We start from the raw sequence: 17,794 nt of genomic DNA, 5'->3' as shown, positions 1-17,794 counted from the left end.
GGTCGGCTACCCCAAACCCGGTAGAGCCGACCGTTGGTCGGCTGCTCCCACAACCAGGCAGGCCCCCATGCGCGCATACCGCCATTTCCATGTCGTCGCACCGGCCTGCTGGCTGTTGCTGGCCCTGCTGGCCGCGTGGGCATTGCCCGTCGCGGCCGCCCCATTGGCGGCAGACTGGTCATTCCGCCTGCTGCCCGGAGACGCGCGCGGTGCCGCGCATCCCGGCCTGCAACAGTGGCGCCCGGCGCAGGTGCCGGGCGCGGTGCATACCGACCTGCTGGCACAGGGCCTGATCCCCGATCCCTACGTGGGCGCGCCCGAGGCGGGCCTGCAGTGGATCGGCCTGGCTGCCTGGGAATACCGCGCCCGCTTCGACGTGGACGCGGCCACCCTGGCACGCGCCCATGCCGAGCTGGCGTTTGAAGGCCTGGACACCTTTGCCACGGTGAGTTTGAACGGGAAGCCGCTATTGCAGGCCAACAACAGCCACCGCACGTGGCGCGCGCGGGTGGACGGCCGGCTGCGTGCCACCGGCAATGAACTGCGCATCGTGCTGCGCTCCCCGATCACCACGCTGCTGCCGGGCGTGCAGGCGATGCCGCACAAGATCGCCGGCAACTACCCCTCGCCGTACGGCGACGAGCCCAAAGACGCGATGGTCGGCAACTTCGTGCGCAAGCCGGGTTACCACTTCGGCTGGGACTGGGGCCCGCGTTACGTGACGGCCGGTATCTGGCGCCCGGTGCAACTGGACAGCTGGAATGCGCAGCGCCTGACCACCTTGGCCGTGCAGACCCGCGCGCTCGACGCCGCGCATGCCGATCTGGCGATTACCGTACAGGTGGAAAGTGCCGCGCCTGGCGTTGCCGCGGTGCGCGTGGAGGTGCTGGATCCGGACGGTGTGTCAGTGGCCCGTATCGATCGTGACGCCTCGCTGCAGCTCGGCGACAACGCCATTACCGTGCCGGTCGCGCTGAAACAGCCGCGCCGCTGGTGGCCGGCGGGGCAGGGCGAGCAGGCGCGCTATACCGTGCGGGCGACCCTGGCACCGGGCGGTGCAGACGCGCGCCGGATCGAACAGCGCATCGGCCTGCGCACCGTCGAGCTGCGCCGTGAAGTGGACCGCCAGGGCGGGCAGGGCTTCGCGTTCGTCATCAATGGCGTACCGATCTTCGCCAAGGGCGCCAACGTCATCCCGTTCGACATGTTCCCGGCGCGGGTGGATGCCGCGCGGATCCGCCGCGAGCTCACCGCCGCGCGCGACGCCAACATGAACATGCTGCGCAACTGGGGCGGGGGCCACTACGAGGACGATGTGTTCTTCGACATCGCCGACGAGCTGGGCCTGCTGGTCTGGCAGGACTTCATGTTCGGCGGCGGCATGCAGCCCGGCTACGATCCGGCGTTCCGCGCGAATGTGGTGGCCGAGGCGCGCGACAACGTGCGCCGGCTGCGTCACCACCCCAGCGTGGTGCTGTGGTGTGGCAACAACGAGGAAGAAACCGCCTGGAAAGACTGGGGCCATGGCCGCGACCTCACCGCTGCCGACCCGGCCTTCGCGGCGAAGGTATGGCAGGGCTACGTGGACCTGTTCGGCAACGACCTGCGCCAGGTGGTGGCCGATGAAGGGCTCGGCGTGCCGTACTGGTCCAGTTCGCCCAGCAACGACCTGGACGACAAGGCCAACGATTCCAGCCGGGGCGACAAGCACTACTGGCAGGTGTGGGGGAACCCGGCGCTGCCGGTGACCGCGTACTTGCGCGAGACCCCGCGCTTCATGTCCGAATACGGGCTGCAGGCATGGCCGTCGCTGCGCACGCTGGAGGGCATCATTCCGGCCGCCGAGCAGCAGGTGGACAGCGCCACGGTGCGCGCCCACCAGAAATTCATGGCGGGCGAGGGCAACCAGCGCCTGTTGAAGTACATCGAAGAGGAGTACGGCACGCCGCGCGATTTCCCGGCGTTCGTGTACCTCAGCCAAGTGATGCAGGCCGACGGCATCCAGCTGGCCGCGCTGCACCACCGCGCGTCGCGGCCGTACACCATGGGCTCGCTGTACTGGCAGCTCAACGATGTGTGGCCGGGTGCGTCGTGGTCCAGCATCGACTACGCAGGCCGCTGGAAGGCACTGCACTTCCATGCCAAGCGCTTCTTCGCCGACCAGGCCGTGGCCGCACTGCGCGACGACGGCATGACCCGGATAAGCCTGCTCAACGACCGCCAGCACGGCCTGCAGGCGACGTGGCGGTTGCGCGTGATGGATCTCGATGGCGCGCTGCGCAGTGAGCAGCGGCATACGGTGGCCTTGCCGCCGTTGTCCGCGCTGGAGGTGGGCCGGTTCGCCGATGCGGACCTGTTGGAGGGGGCCGATCCAGCCCGCACGGTGGCGGTGGTCGAGTTGCTGGACGGCACGCAGGTGGTGTCGCGGCAGGTGGTGTACTTCGCGGCGGCCAAGGCGCTGGCGTTGTCGCCGGTGAAGATCGACAGCACGCTGCGCGCCGAGGGCGAGGGTGTCGTGCTGACCCTGCGTGCGCCGCAGCTGGTGCGTGCCCTGTGGATCGACTTCGACGGCCTGGATGCCACCCTGGACGACAACGCGCTGGACCTGGTGCCGGGCGAGACGGTCACCATCCGCCTGCGCAGTGAGGCGGACCTGGACACGCTGCGTGATGCGCTGCGCTTTACCTCGCTTGCGGATACGAAGGCAAGGTAACGCGACGGGCGACCGGCATGGCGAGATCCGCCCGGTAGAGCCGACCCGGTAGAGCCGACTGTTAGTCGGCTGCTCTTCGTCGATCGGCATGGCGTCAGCCGACGGGTAGAGCCGACCCGGTAGAGCCGACCCGGTAGAGCCGACTGTTAGTCGGCTGCTCTTCTTCGATCGGCATGGCGTCAGCCGACGGTAGAGCCGACTGTTAGTCGGCTGCTTTTCTTCGATCGGCATGGCGTTAGCCGACTAACAGTCGGCTCTACCCGTCGGCTCTACCCTTCGGCTCTACCGGTCGGGTCTACCCGCTCTACAGCGTGATCTGCTGGAAATTCTCGACGCGGTCGTGGCCGTGGGTCGCTTCGCCGCTGCGCGGTAGCGGGTAGTCGTCCAGGCGATCGAGCAGGCGGGTCTGCAGGCCCGCCTCGCGTGCGGCGTCCAGCTCTTCCACCACGTCGGACAGGAACACGATCTGGCCTGCCGGTACGCCGATCGCCTTGACGATGTGGCGGTAGCTGTCGGCCTCGCGCTTGCCGCCCACTTCGGTGTCGAACCAGCCCGAGACCAGCCCGGTCAGGTCACCGGCCTCGCTGAAACCGAAGAACTGCTTCTGCGCCGGCACCGAACCGGACGAGTACACGTACAGCGGCTTGCCTTCGGCATGCCAGCCCTTCAGCACCGCCGCAACTTCCGGATAGAAGTGCGCCTTGTAGTCGCCGTTGCGGTAGCCGCTTTCCCAGATCATGCCCTGCAGCGCCTTCAGCGCGGTGTGCTTGCGGTCCTGGTCGATCCAGCCCTGCAGCGTTTCCACGATCAGGCTGTCCTGACAGGCGCCGCCGATCTCCACGGCTACCGCGTCCAGCCAGCGCCGCACCTCCGGCTGCTGGCCATGGGCGGCGACGAACGCCGGCAGGGCCTTGCGCGCATAGGGGAACAGCACGTTCTTGACGAACGAAATGCTGCTGGTGGTGCCCTCGATGTCGGTGAGGATGACGGTTGGATGCGGCATGGATCAGTCGGCCTGGTGCTGTGCGGGGTGGTAACGCGGGAACTGCTGGGCGATGTCGCTGCCGGTGAAATGGCCGACCCAGCCGTCGGCTTCGGTGAAGAAGCGGATCGCCACGAAGCTGGGTTCTTCGCCCATGTCGAACCAGTGGGTGATGCCATCGGGCACGGCGATCAGGTCATCCTTGACGCACTCGATCTCGTAGACCTTGCCGTCCAGGTGCAGGGTGAACAGGCCGGAGCCGGCAACGAAGAAGCGTACTTCGTCTTCCTTGTGGAAGTGCTCGTCGAGGAACTTCTTCCGCAGCTCGGCGCGGTTGGGGTTGTCCGGGGCGATCGAGGCCACGTCCACGCTCTTGAAGCCATGTTCGGCCACCAGCCGGTCGATGTCGGCCTTGTAGGCGGCGAACACCTCTTCCTGGCTCGCGCCGGGCGCGACCGCCTGGGTGGCCTGCCAGCGCTCGAAGGTAACGCCGATCTGCTTGAGTTCGGCGGCGATCGCCGCGCCATCGCGGCTGTCGAACAGCGGGGCGTCCGGGGCGGTGTCGTCAAAAATGCGGAGTCGGCTCATCTTCATGAACGTTAAAAGATCCGGAAGAGCCGGCCAGCGGCCGGCACTACCGGGATTGCATGCAGCAGGTCAGCGACCGGTATTCCGAGGATGGCGTGGAGCAGGCCAGCGGCCGGCATTACCGGGACGCAGGCGCTGCTGGTCAGCCGCGCAGCTTGCGCAGTTCCAGTTCGCAATGGAACAGGAATTCGAAGGCTTCCAGGTGGCGGCGTGCTTCGGCCATCGTGCGGCCCCAGGCGTACAGGCCGTGGCCGTCGATCAGGTAGCCCCACAGGCATTGGGTGTCGAGCAGCGCGTCGACCTGGGCCGACAGCACGTCCATGTCCTGGGTGTTGGCGAACACCGGCACGTCGATGGCCATTTCGTGGGTGCTGTTGCCGTGGAAGGCCTTGAGCAGCTCGTAGCCTTCCAGGCGGATATGCCCCTGCGGCGCATACAGGCGCGAGGCCACCGTCTGCACCGGCGAGTGGGTATGCAGCACGCAGCCGATTTCCGGGAACCGGCGATACAGCTGGGTGTGCAGCAGGGTCTCGGCGGACGGCCGCAGCGGACGCCCCACGGCCTTGCCGTCGAAGTCGACCACCATGATGTCGTCCTCCACCAGCCGGCCCTTGTCCTTGCCGGACACGGTGATCGCCGCATGGCGATCATCCAGGCGATGGGAGAAATTGCTGCTGGTCGCCGGCGTCCAGCCCGCCTGGGCCAGCTCACGCACGTTGTCGATCAGCACCTGGGCCAGCTCGCTCAGGCGCGCCGTATCGTAGGGGAAGGTGTTCATGGCTGGCATTTTAACGGGGTGGATCGTTAAAAGCAGGTACTACATGAAGCCTGATTCCTGGCTGGGCTGGGCGGGGTGGGGTTTGCGGGGGACGCCGTGAATCCGTCCCTGTAGGCGTGGTCGCCGCTTGCGCGTGTGCGCTCTCGTGCGCACATGGCGAGACCGGGGTTGGGCGTCCTGCCCAACCCGCCCGAGGCATGCCTCGGGCCCATGCGGCTCACACCCCCGCAAACCCCACCCCGCCCAGCCCCCCACACACTGAGGCGCGTGCCAGCGTTGTGGGGTGGGGGGAGAAAAAGCAAAGCCGGCCAGTGGCCGGCTCCAAAGCGTGACGACCAACGGTCGCCACCTACCTCGATTTCATTTTTTATCACCAATCACCGCGAACCAACGAAACCAGGCAGCAACCATCCCGCTCCCTCGCTCCCTCGCTCCCTCGCTCCCTCGCTCCCTCGCTCCCTCGCTCCCTCGCTCCATCTGCTCCTGGCACCGTCACACGGAACCTGTCGAGGGTGGGACGGGGTGAGGTTGCGGGGGTGTGAGCCGCATGGATGCGGCGACCAAGCCTACAAGGACGTACTTGCGGCGTCCCCCGCGGCCTCACCCCGCCCCGCCACCCCAACAGCACCCCAGAGCCGCCGTTGCCGTTGCAGTTGCATTTGCCGTTGCAGTAAAAGCGGGCCGCCGGGCCGCAGGCCCGGCAAAACCCCACCCCTTACTTCCCGGCAAGCCGACTATTCCGATACCCATACCCGAAGTAGATCGCAAAGCCCACCGCCGTCCAGATCCCCATCAGCATCCAGTTGTGCGCCGTCATCGCCGTCAACAGCGCGATACAGCTCAGCACCCCCAGACTACAGATCAACCACGCCATCGGCATCCGGAACGGACGCGGCAAGTCTGGCTGCGTACGACGCAGAATCAACACCCCCGCACACACCGCCGCGAACGCAATCAGCGTCCCCATCGACGTCAGCTCCCCCAGAATATCCAGYGGGAACAACGCCGCCAGCAACGCGATCCCGATCCCCGTGATCACCGTATTGATGTGCGGCGTCCGGTACTTCGGGTGAATCTTCGTGAACACCGGCGGCAACAACCCGTCGCGCCCCATGATCATGAAAATACGCGGCTGCCCGATGATCATCACCAGCACCACCGACGACAACCCGATCAGCGCCCCGATCTCCACCACGATCCGCAACCAGCCCAACTGCGGGTGCGCCGCCACCGCCGTCACCACCGGCTCGTCCGTACCCAGCAACTGATACGGCACCAGCCCGGTCATCACCGCCGCCATCGCGATATACAGCACCGTGCAGATCACCAGCGACAGCAGCATCCCGATCGGCATGTCACGCTGCGGCTTGTGCGATTCCTGTGCCGCCACCGACACCGCCTCGAACCCGATATAGGCAAAGAACACCATCGCCGCACCGCGCAGCACCCCCTCGAAACCGTACTTGCCCGGCCCCGCGTTTTCCGGAATGAACGGTGTCCAGTTGGCCGGATCCACATACTTCCAGCCGGCGATGATCACCAGGATGATCAGCCCCGTCTTCAGCACCACCATCGCCATGTTCATCGCCGAGGATTTGCTGATCCCCACGTAACACAGCCAGGTCAGCAGCAGCACCAGGATCGCGGCCGGAATGTTGGCGATCGCCCCGGTCGGGCGCAGCTGCCCATCCAGCGGCGCGCTGACCAGTGCAGCGGGCAGGTGGATGTCGAAATGACTGAGCAGGCTCAGGAAATAGCCGGTCCAGCTCACCGCCACCGCCGAGGCTGACACACCGTACTCAAGCACCAGCATCCAGCCGATGAACCAGGCCGACAGCTCGCCGAAGGTAGCGTAGGTATAGGTGTAGGCGCTGCCGGAGACCGGCACCATCGCCGCGAACTCGGCATAGGCCATCGCGCAGAACGCGCAGCAGATCGCGGCGAGCACGAAGGACAGCATGATTGCCGGGCCCGCGTGGTTGGCCGCGGCCTGACCGGTGATGACGAAGATGCCGCCGCCGATCACCGCGCCGATGCCCAGCGCGGTCAGCCCCCAGGGGCCGAGCGTGCGGCGCAGGCTCAGGCCGTTGGCGTCTTCGTGGGCGGCGTGCGGGTGCTTGGTGGCCCACAGTTGCTTGAACATGGTGTGGTTTCTTATAGGTGGAGCGTATGTGGAACGGGCCGGCGTGGCCGGCCCGTCAGGTACATCAGGCGGACGGAGTGTTGAGCTTGCTGTGGCGCATGCCGTAACCGAAGTAGATCAGCAGGCCCAGCACGGTCCAGCCCACGAACAGGTGCCAATGCACCACGAACGCCTGCCAGAACAGGAACAGGCACGACGCCGCGCCCAGCGGGCAGATCACCCACACCAGCGGCACGCGGAACGGACGCGGCAGCTCCGGGCGGGTGTAGCGCAGGATCAGCACGCCCACGCAGACCGTGGCGAAGGCCAGCAGGGTGCCCATCGACACCAGCTCGCCGAGCACGTTCAGCGGCACCATGCCGGCCAGTGCGGCGGCGATCACGCCGACCACGATCGTGGCCCAGTACGGAGTACGGAAGCGCTTGTGGACCTTGCCGAACACCTTCGGCAGCAGGCCGTCGCGCGAGATGGTGTAGGCGATGCGGGTCTGGCCCATCATCATCACCAGTACCACCGAGGACAGGCCGGCAATGGCGCCGATCTCCACGGCGGTCTTCAACCAGGACAGGCTCGGGTAGGCCTCCAGTGCGGTGGCCACCGGCTTGTCGGTGCCCAGCAGGTGGTACGGCAGCATGCCGGTCAGCACCGCGCACACGATGATGTAGACGATGGTGCAGACCGCCAGCGAACCGAGCAGGCCGATCGGCATGTTCCGCTGCGGGTCCTTGGTTTCACCGGCGGCGGTGGAGACCGCATCGAAGCCGATGTAGGCGAAGAACACGATGGTGGCCGCGCGGAACACGCCGCTCCAGCCGAACTCGCCGGACACGCCGGTGTTTTCGGGGATGAACGGATGCCAGTTGGCCGGGTCCACATGGGCCGCGCCAATGCCGACGAACAGGCAGATGACGAAGACCTTGATGGCCACGATGATCGCGTTGACGAACGCGGACTGGGTCACGCCCACATACAGCAGGCCGGTCACCGCCGCCACGATCAGCATCGCCGGCAGGTTGAACAGCTTGCCGGAGGCGGCGAACTCATGCCCGTTCCAGGCAATGGGCGCGGCACTCAGCGCGTCCGGGAACGGCATGTGCAACGTGGTGGTGATGAAGCTGATCAGGTACGCCGACCAGCCCACCGCGACCGACGCCGACGCGAACAGGTACTCCAGCACCAGGCACCAGCCGATGAACCAGGCCATGCCTTCGCCGAGGGTGGCGTAGGAGTAGGAATAGGCGCTGCCGGAGACCGGCATCATCGCCGCGAACTCGGCGTAGCACAGGCCGGCCAGCGCGCAGGCGAAGCCGGCGAACACGAACGACAGCATGACTGCCGGGCCGGCGTGGTTGGCCGCGGCCTGGCCGGTCAGCACAAAGATGCCGGCACCGATCACCGCGCCGATCCCGAGCATGATGAGGTGTTTGGCTGTGAGGGTCCGTTTCAGTGTGGCTTCGCCATCCAGGCTGCCTTCGATGGGTTCACCCGCGTCGACGTGGCCGGCGGGTTCAACCGGTTTGACCCTCAACAGAGACTTCAGCATGCAGTGCTTCCCTAAATGGACAAAGGTGAGGTGCGCGGTACATTGCCGGGCACCTTGATGGCAACTGGGCGCCCCAGCGTGCGGGGCCCGCTGTACCTTAGCCAAAGCTGAAGCCCGCGCACAAGCACAAATGCAGCATGGCCCGGCGATAATCGACATATTCCGCCCGAACCCCCCGCTACCATGTCGCTGAACCCTGAATCCGTTGCCGTTGCTGATGCTGAACTGCGTGCCCAACTGGCTGCGTATGCGCAGCGCCAGCCTGCCCACGCCGCCCTGGCTGACGAATTCAGCACACTATTGGACGATCCGGAGAACCCCTTCCTGCGCGAGCGCCTGGCCGGTCATTTCACCGGCAGCGCGTGGCTGGTCAGTGCCGACGGGGAGCGCGTGCTGCTCACCCACCACCGCAAGCTGGACCGCTGGCTGCAGCTGGGCGGCCACGCCGACGGCGACCGCAACCTGGCCCGGGTGGCGCTCAAGGAAGCGGAGGAGGAGTCCGGGCTGAGCGGGCTGGTGCTGGAGGATGGCGCGCTGTTCGACATCGACAAGCACTGGATCCCCGAACGCAGGGACGTGCCCGGCCATTGGCATTACGACGCCCGCTACGTGGTGCGGGCGGTGGGCAGCGAACAGTTTGCGATCAGCGAAGAGTCGCTGGCGCTGGCGTGGCGGGAGATCCGTGACGTGGCCAATGCGGCGATCGCGACGCCGGATGGTGACGATTCGTTGCCGCGCATGGCCAAGCGCTGGCTCGCCCGGTAGGCGACGACCGTTGGTCGTCGCGTGGGGCAATCGGCTCCCGTTCAAAGGTGTATCGACCAACGGTCGATACCTGCCTGGGGGTCAATACAACACGCGCGTCCGCAGCGTGCCCGGGATCGCGGCCAGTTCGTCGCGCACGGCGCCGGCCTGTGCCTCGCTGGCGGTGATGTCGATCACCACGTAGCCCACCTTGGCATCGGTGCGCAGGAACTGGCCGTCGATGTTGACGTTGTGGCGCGAGAAGATCTCGTTGACCTTGGACAGCACGCCCGGCACGTTCTGGTGGATGTGCAGCAGGCGCAGGCTGTCCTCGTGCTCGGGCAGGGTCACTTCCGGGAAATTGACCGCCGACAGGGTGCTGCCGTTGTCGCTGTAACGCACCAGCTTGGCCGCCACTTCAACGCCGATGTTGTCCTGCGCCTCCAGCGTGCTGCCGCCTACGTGCGGGGTCAGGATCACGTTGTCGTGCGCGGTCAGCGGCGACACGAAGGCATCGCCGTTGCCCTTGGGCTCGATCGGGAACACGTCCAGTGCCGCGCCGCCGATATGGCCGCTGTGCAGCGCCGCATCCAGCGCGTCGATGTCGACCACGGTGCCGCGTGCGGCGTTGATCAGGTGCGCGCCGGGGCGCATGCGGGCCAGCTGTTCGGCGCCGATCATCCACTGCGTGGCCGGGGTTTCGGGCACGTGCACGGTGACAATGTCGGCGCGCGACAGCAGGTCGTCCAGGCTGATCGCCGCGCGGGCATTGCCCAGCGACAGCTTGGTTTCCACGTCGTGGAAGATCACCTGCATGCCCATGGCCTCGGCCATCACGCCCACCTGGGTGCCGATGTGGCCATAGCCGATGATGCCCAGCGTCTTGCCGCGCACTTCGTGGCTGCCGGCCGCCGATTTGGACCAGCCGCCACGGTGGCATTCGGCGTTCTTCTGCGGGATGCCACGGGTCAGCATGATCGCTTCGGCGATGACCAGCTCGGCCACGCTGCGGGTGTTGGAGTAGGGCGCGTTGAACACCGGGATGCCGGCCAGTTCGGCCGCGTCCAGGTCGACCTGGTTGGTGCCGATGCAGAAGCAGCCCACCGCCATCAGGCGCTTGGCGTTGGCCAGCACGTCGGCGCTGAGCTGGGTGCGCGAGCGGATGCCGACGATGTGGGCCTCGGCGATGCGTGCCTTCAACTCGTCCTCGGGCAGCGCCTTGCTGTGCAGTTCGATCTGCGAATAGCCGGCGGCGGTGAAGACGTCGATCGCGGTCTGGCTCACCCCCTCCAGCAACAGCACGCGGATATCCTGCTTCGGGAACGAGGTCTTCTTCGGCGACATGGGCGGGGCGCAGCGTGTAGGGCGGGAGCGCCCAACTATGCCAGAACGGGCGGGGGATTGTGCAGTGCGCCAATCGGCGCGGCGATGGTTTCAGATGCATCCGTTGACACGTTGAAGGGATGCCGGCGGCCAGGCCCGGCGTGGCGGTCTGCTACGCTTGGGAATTCCCTCGTCCCGCCTTGCCGCCATGACCGATCCGCGCCTTTCTTCGCTGTTGCAGGACTGCCCCGGGCTGCGGCTCACGACCGAACCGGCCGATCTGGAGCATTACGGGCGCGACTGGACCCGGCGCTGGACCCCGGCGCCGCTGGCGATCGCCCTGCCGGGCAGCGTGGACGAGGTGCAGGCGATCCTGCGCTGGGCGAGCACGCACCAGGTGGCGGTGGTGCCGTCGGGTGGGCGCACCGGGCTGTCCGGTGGCGCGGTGGCTGCGCACGGTGAGCTGGTGCTCAGCCTGGAACGGATGAACAAGCCGCTGGCCTTCGACGCGGTGGACCGAACCCTCACCGTACAGGCCGGTATGGCGCTGGAAGCGGTGCACAACGCAGCGCTCGAACACGGGCTGATCTACCCGGTGGACTTCGCCGCGCGTGGGTCGTGCTCGATCGGCGGCAACATCGCCACCAACGCCGGCGGCATCCGCGTGATCCGCTACGGCAACACCCGCGAGTGGATCGCCGGATTGAAGGTGGTCACCGCCAGTGGCGAGCTGCTGGAGCTCAACAAGGGCCTGATCAAGAATTCCAGCGGCTACGATTTCCGCCAGCTGCTGATCGCCTCCGAAGGCACCTTGGGCGTGATCGTCGAGGCGACGCTGCGGCTGACCGATCCGCCGCCGGCCAGCAACGTGATGCTGCTGGCACTGCCCAGCTTCGAGGTGCTGATGCAGGTGTTCGCCGCGTTCCGTGAGCGGATGCAGCTGCAGGCGTTCGAGTTCTTCACCGACCGCGCGCTGGAACACGTGCTGGCGCACGGTGCGCAGGCGCCGTTCGAGCAGGTGCACCCGTTCTACGTGGTCACCGAATTCGCGGCCGGCGACGAGGCCCAGGAAGCCGCCGCGATGGCGGCGTTCGAGACCTGCATGGAGCAGGGCTGGGTCAGCGATGGCGTGGTCAGTGCCAGTGATGCGCAGGCCGCGCAGCTGTGGCGCCTGCGCGAAGGCATCACCGAAGCGGTGGCGCGCTACAAGCCCTACAAGAACGACGTGTCGGTGCGGATCTCGGCGATGCCGGCGTTCATGGCCGAAACCCAGGCGCTGATCGGGCAGGCGTACCCGCACTTCGACGTGGTCTGGTTCGGCCACATCGGCGACGGCAACCTGCACATCAACGTGCTCAAGCCCGATGCCACCGAAGACGCGGAATTCCTGACCCAGTGCGAGCACGTGACCAAGCTGCTGGCCCAGGTGCTGGCACGGTTCGATGGCAGCATCTCGGCCGAACATGGCATCGGTCTGGTCAAGAAGGGTTACCTGGACAGCACCCGCAGTGCGCCGGAAATCGCCTTGATGAAGGCGGTCAAACGTGCGTTTGATCCCCAAGGGCTGCTGAATCCCGGCAAGCTGTTCGACCTGTAGGGCGCGACAGGTCTTCACGCAGGCTATACGCTCTGCGCTTTCCCACTTCGAACGACACCATGACGATGCGTCCGATCCTGCTTCTCGCCGTGCTTGCCCTGCCGTTGCCGGCGCTGGCCTCCAGTTTCGCCGGCTCGTCCGCTGGCTCCGCCTCCGGTGCTTCGTCGGCCGGTTCGTCCAGCTCGGACGACGACAAGATCGTGCTCGATGCACGCGAAGACGCGGCGGCATTCGTTGCCAGCGACGGGGCCATCCGTGGCGCCCGCCTGGAAGCGGCGCTGCTGCACCTGCGCGAACACGATGCCGCGCAGCGCGATACCAGCGACCTGGCGCTGGCCCGGACCCTGCTGGCACGCTGATGCAGGCGCGTCGCCGGGCCCGCCGCTGGCGTTGGGCGGCCCTGGCGGCGCTGTTGGCCTGCCCCTTCGCGCAGGCCGCGCTGCAATTCGAGCTGCAGCCGGACGGACTTGATGGGCCGCAGGTCCTGGCCGCCGAACGTGCGCTGCAGGACATGCAGCAGGTGCTGCCCGCAGCCTGGCAGGACCGCTTTGATCGCCCGGTAAAGGTCGGCTGGTCGTCCACCCTTCCCGAACACGTGCATGGCCGCACCCGCCGTGGCGCGATTACCCTGCGCCGTGACCTGCTCGATGACGTACGCACCGGCGAGCCACTGCCGCGCGCGCTGCAGGCCGCGCTGATCCACGAACTCACCCATGTGCTGGACCGCGCCGCAGGCGGGGGCTGGTCGCAGACGGCGCGATGGCGCGACCTCAGTGGCTGGCAGCAGCGGCCCTGGCGGCTGGGTCGCACCGGCAATCACTTCAGCACGCGCAGCCCCGACGACTATGAGCGGACCAGCCCGGCGGAGTTTCTGGCGGTCAACGCCGAACATTTCGTGCTGGATCCCGCGTATGCCTGCCGGCGCCCGGCAGTGCATGCCTGGTTCACCGCGCAGATCGGTGCCAGCGGACACGCCCCCGGCTGCGATTCACGCCTGCCGTTGGTGCAGGCCGACGACGCATCGGGCGCCGCATCGCTGCTGCAGCTGGATCCGGCCCGCGTGTACGCGGTGGACTACCTGCTCGCCGAGGGCAACGACCAGCTGATGAGCCGCTGGGGCCACAGCATGCTGCGGCTGGTGATCTGCGCGCCGGGCCGCGCGCCGGGGCCGGCCTGCCGGATGGACCTGTCCTACCACCGGGTACTGTCGTTCCGCGCGTTCGTCGGCGATGTGCAGATTTCCAGTTGGCGCGGGCTCACCGGTTCGTACCCGTCGCGGCTGTTCGTGTTGCCTCTGAACCAGGTGATCAACGAGTACACCCAGCTGGAACTGCGCGGGCTGTCTTCCGTGCCGTTGCAGCTGCAGCCCGGAGAGATTGCCAGCCTGCTCGAACGCGTGGGCCAGGTGCACTGGAGCTATGACGGCAGGTACCTGTTCGTGAGCAACAACTGCGCGGTGGAAACCGGCAAGCTGCTGCAGGAAGGCGTGCCGGCGTGGGCCACGCCCGGCCTGAACCGGATCACCCCGCGTGGCCTGCTGACGCGCCTGACCCGGGAGGGACGCGCCGATCCGACGGTGCTGCAGAACCGGGCCGAGGCGACCCGCCAGGGCTACTACTTCGCCTCGGCGCAGGATCACTACCAGCAGCTGTTCGAGGTGGCCCGGGGCGAACTGCCGCTGGACACTGCCGAGGTGGCCGCATGGCTGCAGCGTCCGGCGGCGCAGCGGGCACCGTGGCTGGAACAGGGTGGGTTGCGTGCAACGGCGGCGTTGCTGCTGTTGGAACAGGCGGCACGCCAACGCGAGGAACTGCGCGCGCGAGACCAGCTCAAACGCACGCTTGGCACTCGCGCAAACGGTACCGACCCGGCCCGGGACAACTTGATGGCACTGCTGCACGACACCGGCCAGCTGGTCAGCCCGGCGGCGCTGGTGCCGGGCGGCGGCTACGGTCTGCCGCTGGGCAGCGAGCGGGCGGCGGCCGCCGCATCGACCGCGGCCATCAGCGCCCGCGGCGTACCGGCGTGGCAGCAGCTGCAACAACAGCTGCGCGCGCGCCTGCCGGCGGCACAGCAGCAGGAACTGGTCACGATCGAGAACAACCTGGACCGGCTGGGCGCGCGCATGCGTACCCTGGCGCGCGAGGAAACCGCTACTGGCGCGGCAGTTCGATGACAAAGCGTGCGCCGCCCAGCGCACTGGCGGTGCACGATACGCGGCCGCCATGGGCATCGGCGATGGCCTTGACCACCGCCAAGCCCAACCCGCTGCCGCCGCGCTGGCGCGAACGCGAGCCATCGCCGCGCATGAACGGGTCGAAGATGTGCGCGCTCAGGGCGGGGTCGATGCCCGGTCCCTCATCGTCGATGGACACCTGCACGTGGGTGGCGGTGTCGTGCACGGCGATGCGCACGCGCCCCGGCGTGGCGTAGCGGCGGGCATTCTCCAGCAGCGCCATCAGGGCCTGGCGCACCCGGGTGGGATCGCAATGGGCCGGATGCTCCCCGCGCGAGGTTTCCAGTTCCAGCACGAAACCGCCGCTGCGGAAGCCGGGGTCGACCAGGGTCATGACCGAATGCACTTCATGCACCACGTCGCTGCGCGCGCGGCGCACGTCCAGCCGCGCGCTGTCGGCCAGGCTCAGCACGCGCAGGTCTTCGATCAGCCGGGACAAGCCTTCCACCTGCGCCAGCAGGCTGCGGAACTGGGCTTCATCGGGCTGGAACACCCCCTCGGCCAGACCCTGCAGGCGGCCACGCAGGATGGTCACCGGGGTGCGCAGTTCGTGGGCGATCGCCGCGTGCCACATCACCCGGTCCGCATCCATGTTCTGCAGGCGGCGGGCCATGGCATTGAAGTCGTCCACCAGCAGCGCCACCTCGCCCAGCGAGCGGTCGCTGGCAGCGGCGCGCGCGCCAAGGTCGCCGCCGGCCAGCTTGCCGATGCTGTCCACCACCGAATTGAGCGGGGTCAGGATGCGCTGCGACAGCCGCACCGAGGCAGCCACGGCCACGGCCAGGCCCAGCAGGGTGACCGCGGCCATCCACACCAGTTCGGGGCCGGTGGGGGCCCAGCCGGTGGGTTCTTCGGCGTAGGGGTAGAAGTTCACCAGCACCGCGTACAGCAGGTAGGAGCTGAGGATCACCATCACGATCACCGCCAGCACCATCAGCGACATCGACACCACGATGTGCCGGCTCAGCCCGGGGCGGCGCATCAGTGGTCGGCCGCCAGCCGGTAGCCCACGCCGCGCACGCTGGCCGGCACGTTGCCCAGGCCGACGTCGTCGAGCTTGCGGCGCAGCTTGCTGACATGGCTGTCCACGGTGCGCTCGAGGGCTTCGCTCTCGGGCAGGCACTCGTGCATGAGTTCGCTGCGGCTGAAGATCCGTGACGGCGCCAGCGCCATGCAGTGCAGCAGCTTGTACTCGGTCAGGGTGAGCAGCAGTTCGTGGCTGTAGCCGTCGCCCTCGACGTGCACGGCGTGGGTTTCGGGGTCGATCACCAGCCTGCCGACGCGCAGGATGCCGGGCTTGGCCGGGCCACGCGCATTGAGCGTGCGGCGCAGGACGGCGCGCACGCGCGCGGCCACTTCGGCCGGGTTGAACGGTTTGACCACGTAGTCGTCGGCGCCCATGCGCAGCGCGGTGAGCTTGTCCAGGTCCTGGTCCAGGGCGGTGAGCATGATGACCGGGGTGTCGCCGCGCTGGCGCACGGTGTTGAGCACGGTCCAGCCGTCCATGCCGGGCATCTGCACGTCGAGCAGGATCAGGTCGGGGCGGGCGCTGCGGTGCAGGGCGAGGGCGCCGATGCCGTCCTGCGCGCGCACGGTGCGCAGGCCTTCGCGATGGAGGTAGGCGGCGACGATGTCGGCGATTTCCGGTTCGTCTTCGACGATCAGGACCAGCGCGTTGAGCGAGCGGTCCCAGTGCGCGGCGGCGCTGGGCGAATCGGTGGCGTGCATGCGGGGCAGGGCCAGAAGGTGCTTGTGCTCCATCGTATCTCCACAGTTCCTCCATCGAAACCCCACGCAGGCGCCGCAGACTTCGCCATTCATGATTCTGGCCGCGCGTGCGGCCCTGTGCTGCTGATGAAAACCAACAGGATTCAAACCGCTGTATGGGCGGTGCTTGCGGTCATGCTTGCGGGATGTGCCAAGGACGAGGTGGCGCCGGTGGCGGCGCCGGAGGTGAGCGTGGTGTCGCTTTCGGCTGCGACGGTGCAGCGCGACGATGAGTTGCCGGGCCGTGTGGCGGCGGTGCGTACGGCGCAGATCCGCGCGCAGGTGGGCGGGATCGTGCAGCGGCGGCTGTTCGCGCAGGGGGCGGAGGTGGAGGCGGGTACGCCGCTGTTCCAGATCGACCCGGCGGCGTTCCGTGCGGAGGTGGACAGTGCGCGGGCGTTGCTGCAGCGCAGTGAGGCGGCCGTGGCGCGGACGCGGGTGCAGTCGGAGCGGCTGGGTTCGCTGGCGGCGGCGCAGGCGGTGAGTCAGCAGGCGCGGGATGACGCGCATGCGGAGCATCAGCAGGCGGTGGCGGACGTGGCACAGGCGCGTGCGTCGCTGGCGCGGCGGCAGTTGGATCTGCGCTATGCGACGGTGGAGTCGCCGATTGCGGGGCGTATCGATCAGGCGCTGGTGACCGAAGGGGCGCTGGTGACGGCGAGCGATGCGACGCCGATGGCGGTGGTGCAGCAGTTGGACCAGGTGTACGTGGATGTGCGGCAGCCGGCGTCGATGCTGGAGGGTATTCAACGTGCGGTGGTGGCCGGTCAGCTGGATGCGGCGAAGGGTTTGCCGGTGACGTTGTTGGGTACGGGCGGGACGCCGTATGCGGAGCAGGGTCGGATGCTGTTTTCGGGGATCAATGTGGACGCGGAGACGGGCGACATTGTGTTGCGGATCGTGGTGGACAATCCGGCGCGGCGGTTGTTGCCGGGGATGTTCGTGCGGGCGCGGGTGCCGCGCGGGGTGCAGGTGGGTGCGTTGCTGGTGCCGCAGCAGTCGGTGCTGCGCAGTACGGGCGGGCAGTCGTATGCGTGGGTGGTGGGTAAGGAGGGCAAGGCGGTGATCCGGACGATCGAGGTGGATGGTCTGGTGGACCGGCAGTATGTGGTGAGCCACGGGCTGCAGGCGGGTGAGCGGGTGGTGGTGGAAGGGCAGGAGCGGTTGCAGGAAGGGATGGCGGTGACGGCCCGGCCTTGGCAGCCGGCTGCTGTTGCCAGTGCTACTGCCGCGAAGGCCGTTGGCTCGCACTAGGGCAAAAGCTGCTTTTTGCACCTGGTCTCTGGCTGGGCCGGGGTGGGTGGGTTCACGGGACACGCCGCAAGTACGTCCTTGTAGGCTCCGTCGCGCCATCCATGGCGCTCAGGGTCCCGTGTAGAC

At 67.7% G+C, this 17,794-nt stretch carries 14 protein-coding genes; 6 read left to right on the top strand and 8 right to left on the bottom strand.

Annotated elements, in window-relative coordinates; translation table 11 throughout:
* The first annotated feature begins 67 nt into the window (after positions 1-67).
* Positions 68-2,713 (top strand): beta-mannosidase, encoded by a 2,646-nt coding sequence (locus tag AC1DCJ_RS19245; protein WP_478071693.1) that lies wholly within the window; start codon positions 68-70, stop codon positions 2,711-2,713.
* 304 nt (positions 2,714-3,017) lie between these two features.
* On the opposite strand, the gene mtnC is transcribed toward AC1DCJ_RS19245, so the two are convergent.
* From mtnC to AC1DCJ_RS19220, 5 genes are all read right to left on the bottom strand, one after another.
* The gene (mtnC, locus tag AC1DCJ_RS19240; RefSeq protein ID WP_141058329.1) at positions 3,018-3,716 is read right to left on the bottom strand and encodes an acireductone synthase; all 699 of its coding nucleotides are present in this window, start codon (positions 3,714-3,716) and stop codon (positions 3,018-3,020) included.
* 3 nt (positions 3,717-3,719) lie between these two features.
* Positions 3,720-4,283: a 1,2-dihydroxy-3-keto-5-methylthiopentene dioxygenase gene (locus AC1DCJ_RS19235; RefSeq protein ID WP_038688624.1), complete on the bottom strand. Its 564-nt coding sequence runs from the start codon at positions 4,281-4,283 to the stop codon at positions 3,720-3,722.
* A 142-nt stretch (positions 4,284-4,425) separates the two neighbouring features.
* A complete protein-coding gene (locus tag AC1DCJ_RS19230) occupies positions 4,426-5,070 on the bottom strand; it encodes a methylthioribulose 1-phosphate dehydratase (RefSeq protein ID WP_369968899.1) in 645 nt (214 codons plus the stop codon).
* A 706-nt stretch (positions 5,071-5,776) separates the two neighbouring features.
* On the bottom strand, positions 5,777-7,204 hold the full coding sequence (locus AC1DCJ_RS19225; protein ID WP_038688620.1) for an amino acid permease: 1,428 nt from the start codon (positions 7,202-7,204) through the stop codon (positions 5,777-5,779).
* Positions 7,205-7,268: 64 nt separating this feature from the next.
* Positions 7,269-8,747, bottom strand: coding sequence for an amino acid permease (locus tag AC1DCJ_RS19220; RefSeq protein ID WP_038688618.1), 1,479 nt, complete (start codon positions 8,745-8,747; stop codon positions 7,269-7,271).
* Positions 8,748-8,930: 183 nt separating this feature from the next.
* Here AC1DCJ_RS19220 and AC1DCJ_RS19215 point away from each other — a divergent pair, with 183 nt between their 5' ends.
* Positions 8,931-9,512 carry an NUDIX hydrolase gene (locus tag AC1DCJ_RS19215; RefSeq protein WP_314405117.1) on the top strand — a complete coding sequence of 194 codons (582 nt, stop codon included), beginning with the start codon at positions 8,931-8,933 and terminating at the stop codon, positions 9,510-9,512.
* A gap of 81 nt (positions 9,513-9,593) precedes the next feature.
* On the opposite strand, the gene serA is transcribed toward AC1DCJ_RS19215, so the two are convergent.
* A complete protein-coding gene (gene serA, locus AC1DCJ_RS19210; protein ID WP_137189371.1) occupies positions 9,594-10,835 on the bottom strand; it encodes a phosphoglycerate dehydrogenase in 1,242 nt (413 codons plus the stop codon).
* Between the two features lie 187 nt (positions 10,836-11,022).
* On the opposite strand from serA, the gene AC1DCJ_RS19205 reads away from it, so the two are divergent.
* The 3 genes from AC1DCJ_RS19205 (at position 11,023) to AC1DCJ_RS19195 (ending at position 14,587) form a co-directional block, all read left to right on the top strand.
* Complete coding sequence (locus AC1DCJ_RS19205; RefSeq protein ID WP_478071692.1) at positions 11,023-12,411, top strand: FAD-binding oxidoreductase; 1,389 nt, start codon at positions 11,023-11,025, stop codon at positions 12,409-12,411.
* A 65-nt stretch (positions 12,412-12,476) separates the two neighbouring features.
* Positions 12,477-12,770: a DUF2388 domain-containing protein gene (locus AC1DCJ_RS19200; protein ID WP_392732939.1), complete on the top strand. Its 294-nt coding sequence runs from the start codon at positions 12,477-12,479 to the stop codon at positions 12,768-12,770.
* The gene (locus AC1DCJ_RS19195) at positions 12,770-14,587 is read left to right on the top strand and encodes a DUF7844 domain-containing protein (protein ID WP_478071691.1); all 1,818 of its coding nucleotides are present in this window, start codon (positions 12,770-12,772) and stop codon (positions 14,585-14,587) included. The genes AC1DCJ_RS19200 and AC1DCJ_RS19195 overlap by 1 nt, the downstream gene beginning before the upstream one ends.
* Here AC1DCJ_RS19195 and AC1DCJ_RS19190 read toward each other — a convergent pair.
* Positions 14,565-15,629 (bottom strand): ATP-binding protein, encoded by a 1,065-nt coding sequence (locus AC1DCJ_RS19190; RefSeq protein ID WP_137189375.1) that lies wholly within the window; start codon positions 15,627-15,629, stop codon positions 14,565-14,567. The two genes, AC1DCJ_RS19195 and AC1DCJ_RS19190, sit on opposite strands and share 23 nt — an antisense overlap.
* Entirely contained in the window at positions 15,629-16,375 is a 747-nt protein-coding gene (locus AC1DCJ_RS19185) for a response regulator (RefSeq protein ID WP_102100680.1), read from the bottom strand. Before AC1DCJ_RS19185 ends, AC1DCJ_RS19190 begins: the two co-directional genes overlap by 1 nt.
* Positions 16,376-16,501: 126 nt before the next feature.
* Between AC1DCJ_RS19185 and AC1DCJ_RS19180 the strand changes: the two genes are divergently transcribed.
* On the top strand, positions 16,502-17,668 hold the full coding sequence (locus AC1DCJ_RS19180) for an efflux RND transporter periplasmic adaptor subunit (protein WP_478071690.1): 1,167 nt from the start codon (positions 16,502-16,504) through the stop codon (positions 17,666-17,668).
* Positions 17,669-17,794: the final 126 nt, after the last annotated feature.

The organism is Stenotrophomonas sp. 10N36 (genome assembly GCF_056395005.1).
Note: the sequence above shows the minus strand (reverse complement) of the source record. Positions and strands in the feature narration are given on the sequence as shown.

What these genes read in the sequence shown, in the direction of transcription:
- AC1DCJ_RS19245 (WP_478071693.1), top strand. Translation starts at nt 68, where the DNA reads ATGCGCGCATACCGCCATTTCCATGTCGTCGCACCGGCCTGCTGGCTG.
- mtnC (WP_141058329.1), bottom strand. Translation starts at nt 3,716, where the DNA reads ATGCCGCATCCAACCGTCATCCTCACCGACATCGAGGGCACCACCAGC.
- AC1DCJ_RS19235 (WP_038688624.1), bottom strand. Translation starts at nt 4,283, where the DNA reads ATGAGCCGACTCCGCATTTTTGACGACACCGCCCCGGACGCCCCGCTG.
- AC1DCJ_RS19230 (WP_369968899.1), bottom strand. Translation starts at nt 5,070, where the DNA reads ATGCCAGCCATGAACACCTTCCCCTACGATACGGCGCGCCTGAGCGAG.
- AC1DCJ_RS19220 (WP_038688618.1), bottom strand. Translation starts at nt 8,747, where the DNA reads ATGCTGAAGTCTCTGTTGAGGGTCAAACCGGTTGAACCCGCCGGCCAC.
- AC1DCJ_RS19215 (WP_314405117.1), top strand. Translation starts at nt 8,931, where the DNA reads ATGTCGCTGAACCCTGAATCCGTTGCCGTTGCTGATGCTGAACTGCGT.
- serA (WP_137189371.1), bottom strand. Translation starts at nt 10,835, where the DNA reads ATGTCGCCGAAGAAGACCTCGTTCCCGAAGCAGGATATCCGCGTGCTG.
- AC1DCJ_RS19205 (WP_478071692.1), top strand. Translation starts at nt 11,023, where the DNA reads ATGACCGATCCGCGCCTTTCTTCGCTGTTGCAGGACTGCCCCGGGCTG.
- AC1DCJ_RS19200 (WP_392732939.1), top strand. Translation starts at nt 12,477, where the DNA reads ATGCGTCCGATCCTGCTTCTCGCCGTGCTTGCCCTGCCGTTGCCGGCG.
- AC1DCJ_RS19195 (WP_478071691.1), top strand. Translation starts at nt 12,770, where the DNA reads ATGCAGGCGCGTCGCCGGGCCCGCCGCTGGCGTTGGGCGGCCCTGGCG.
- AC1DCJ_RS19190 (WP_137189375.1), bottom strand. Translation starts at nt 15,629, where the DNA reads ATGCGCCGCCCCGGGCTGAGCCGGCACATCGTGGTGTCGATGTCGCTG.
- AC1DCJ_RS19185 (WP_102100680.1), bottom strand. Translation starts at nt 16,375, where the DNA reads ATGCACGCCACCGATTCGCCCAGCGCCGCCGCGCACTGGGACCGCTCG.
- AC1DCJ_RS19180 (WP_478071690.1), top strand. Translation starts at nt 16,502, where the DNA reads ATGAAAACCAACAGGATTCAAACCGCTGTATGGGCGGTGCTTGCGGTC.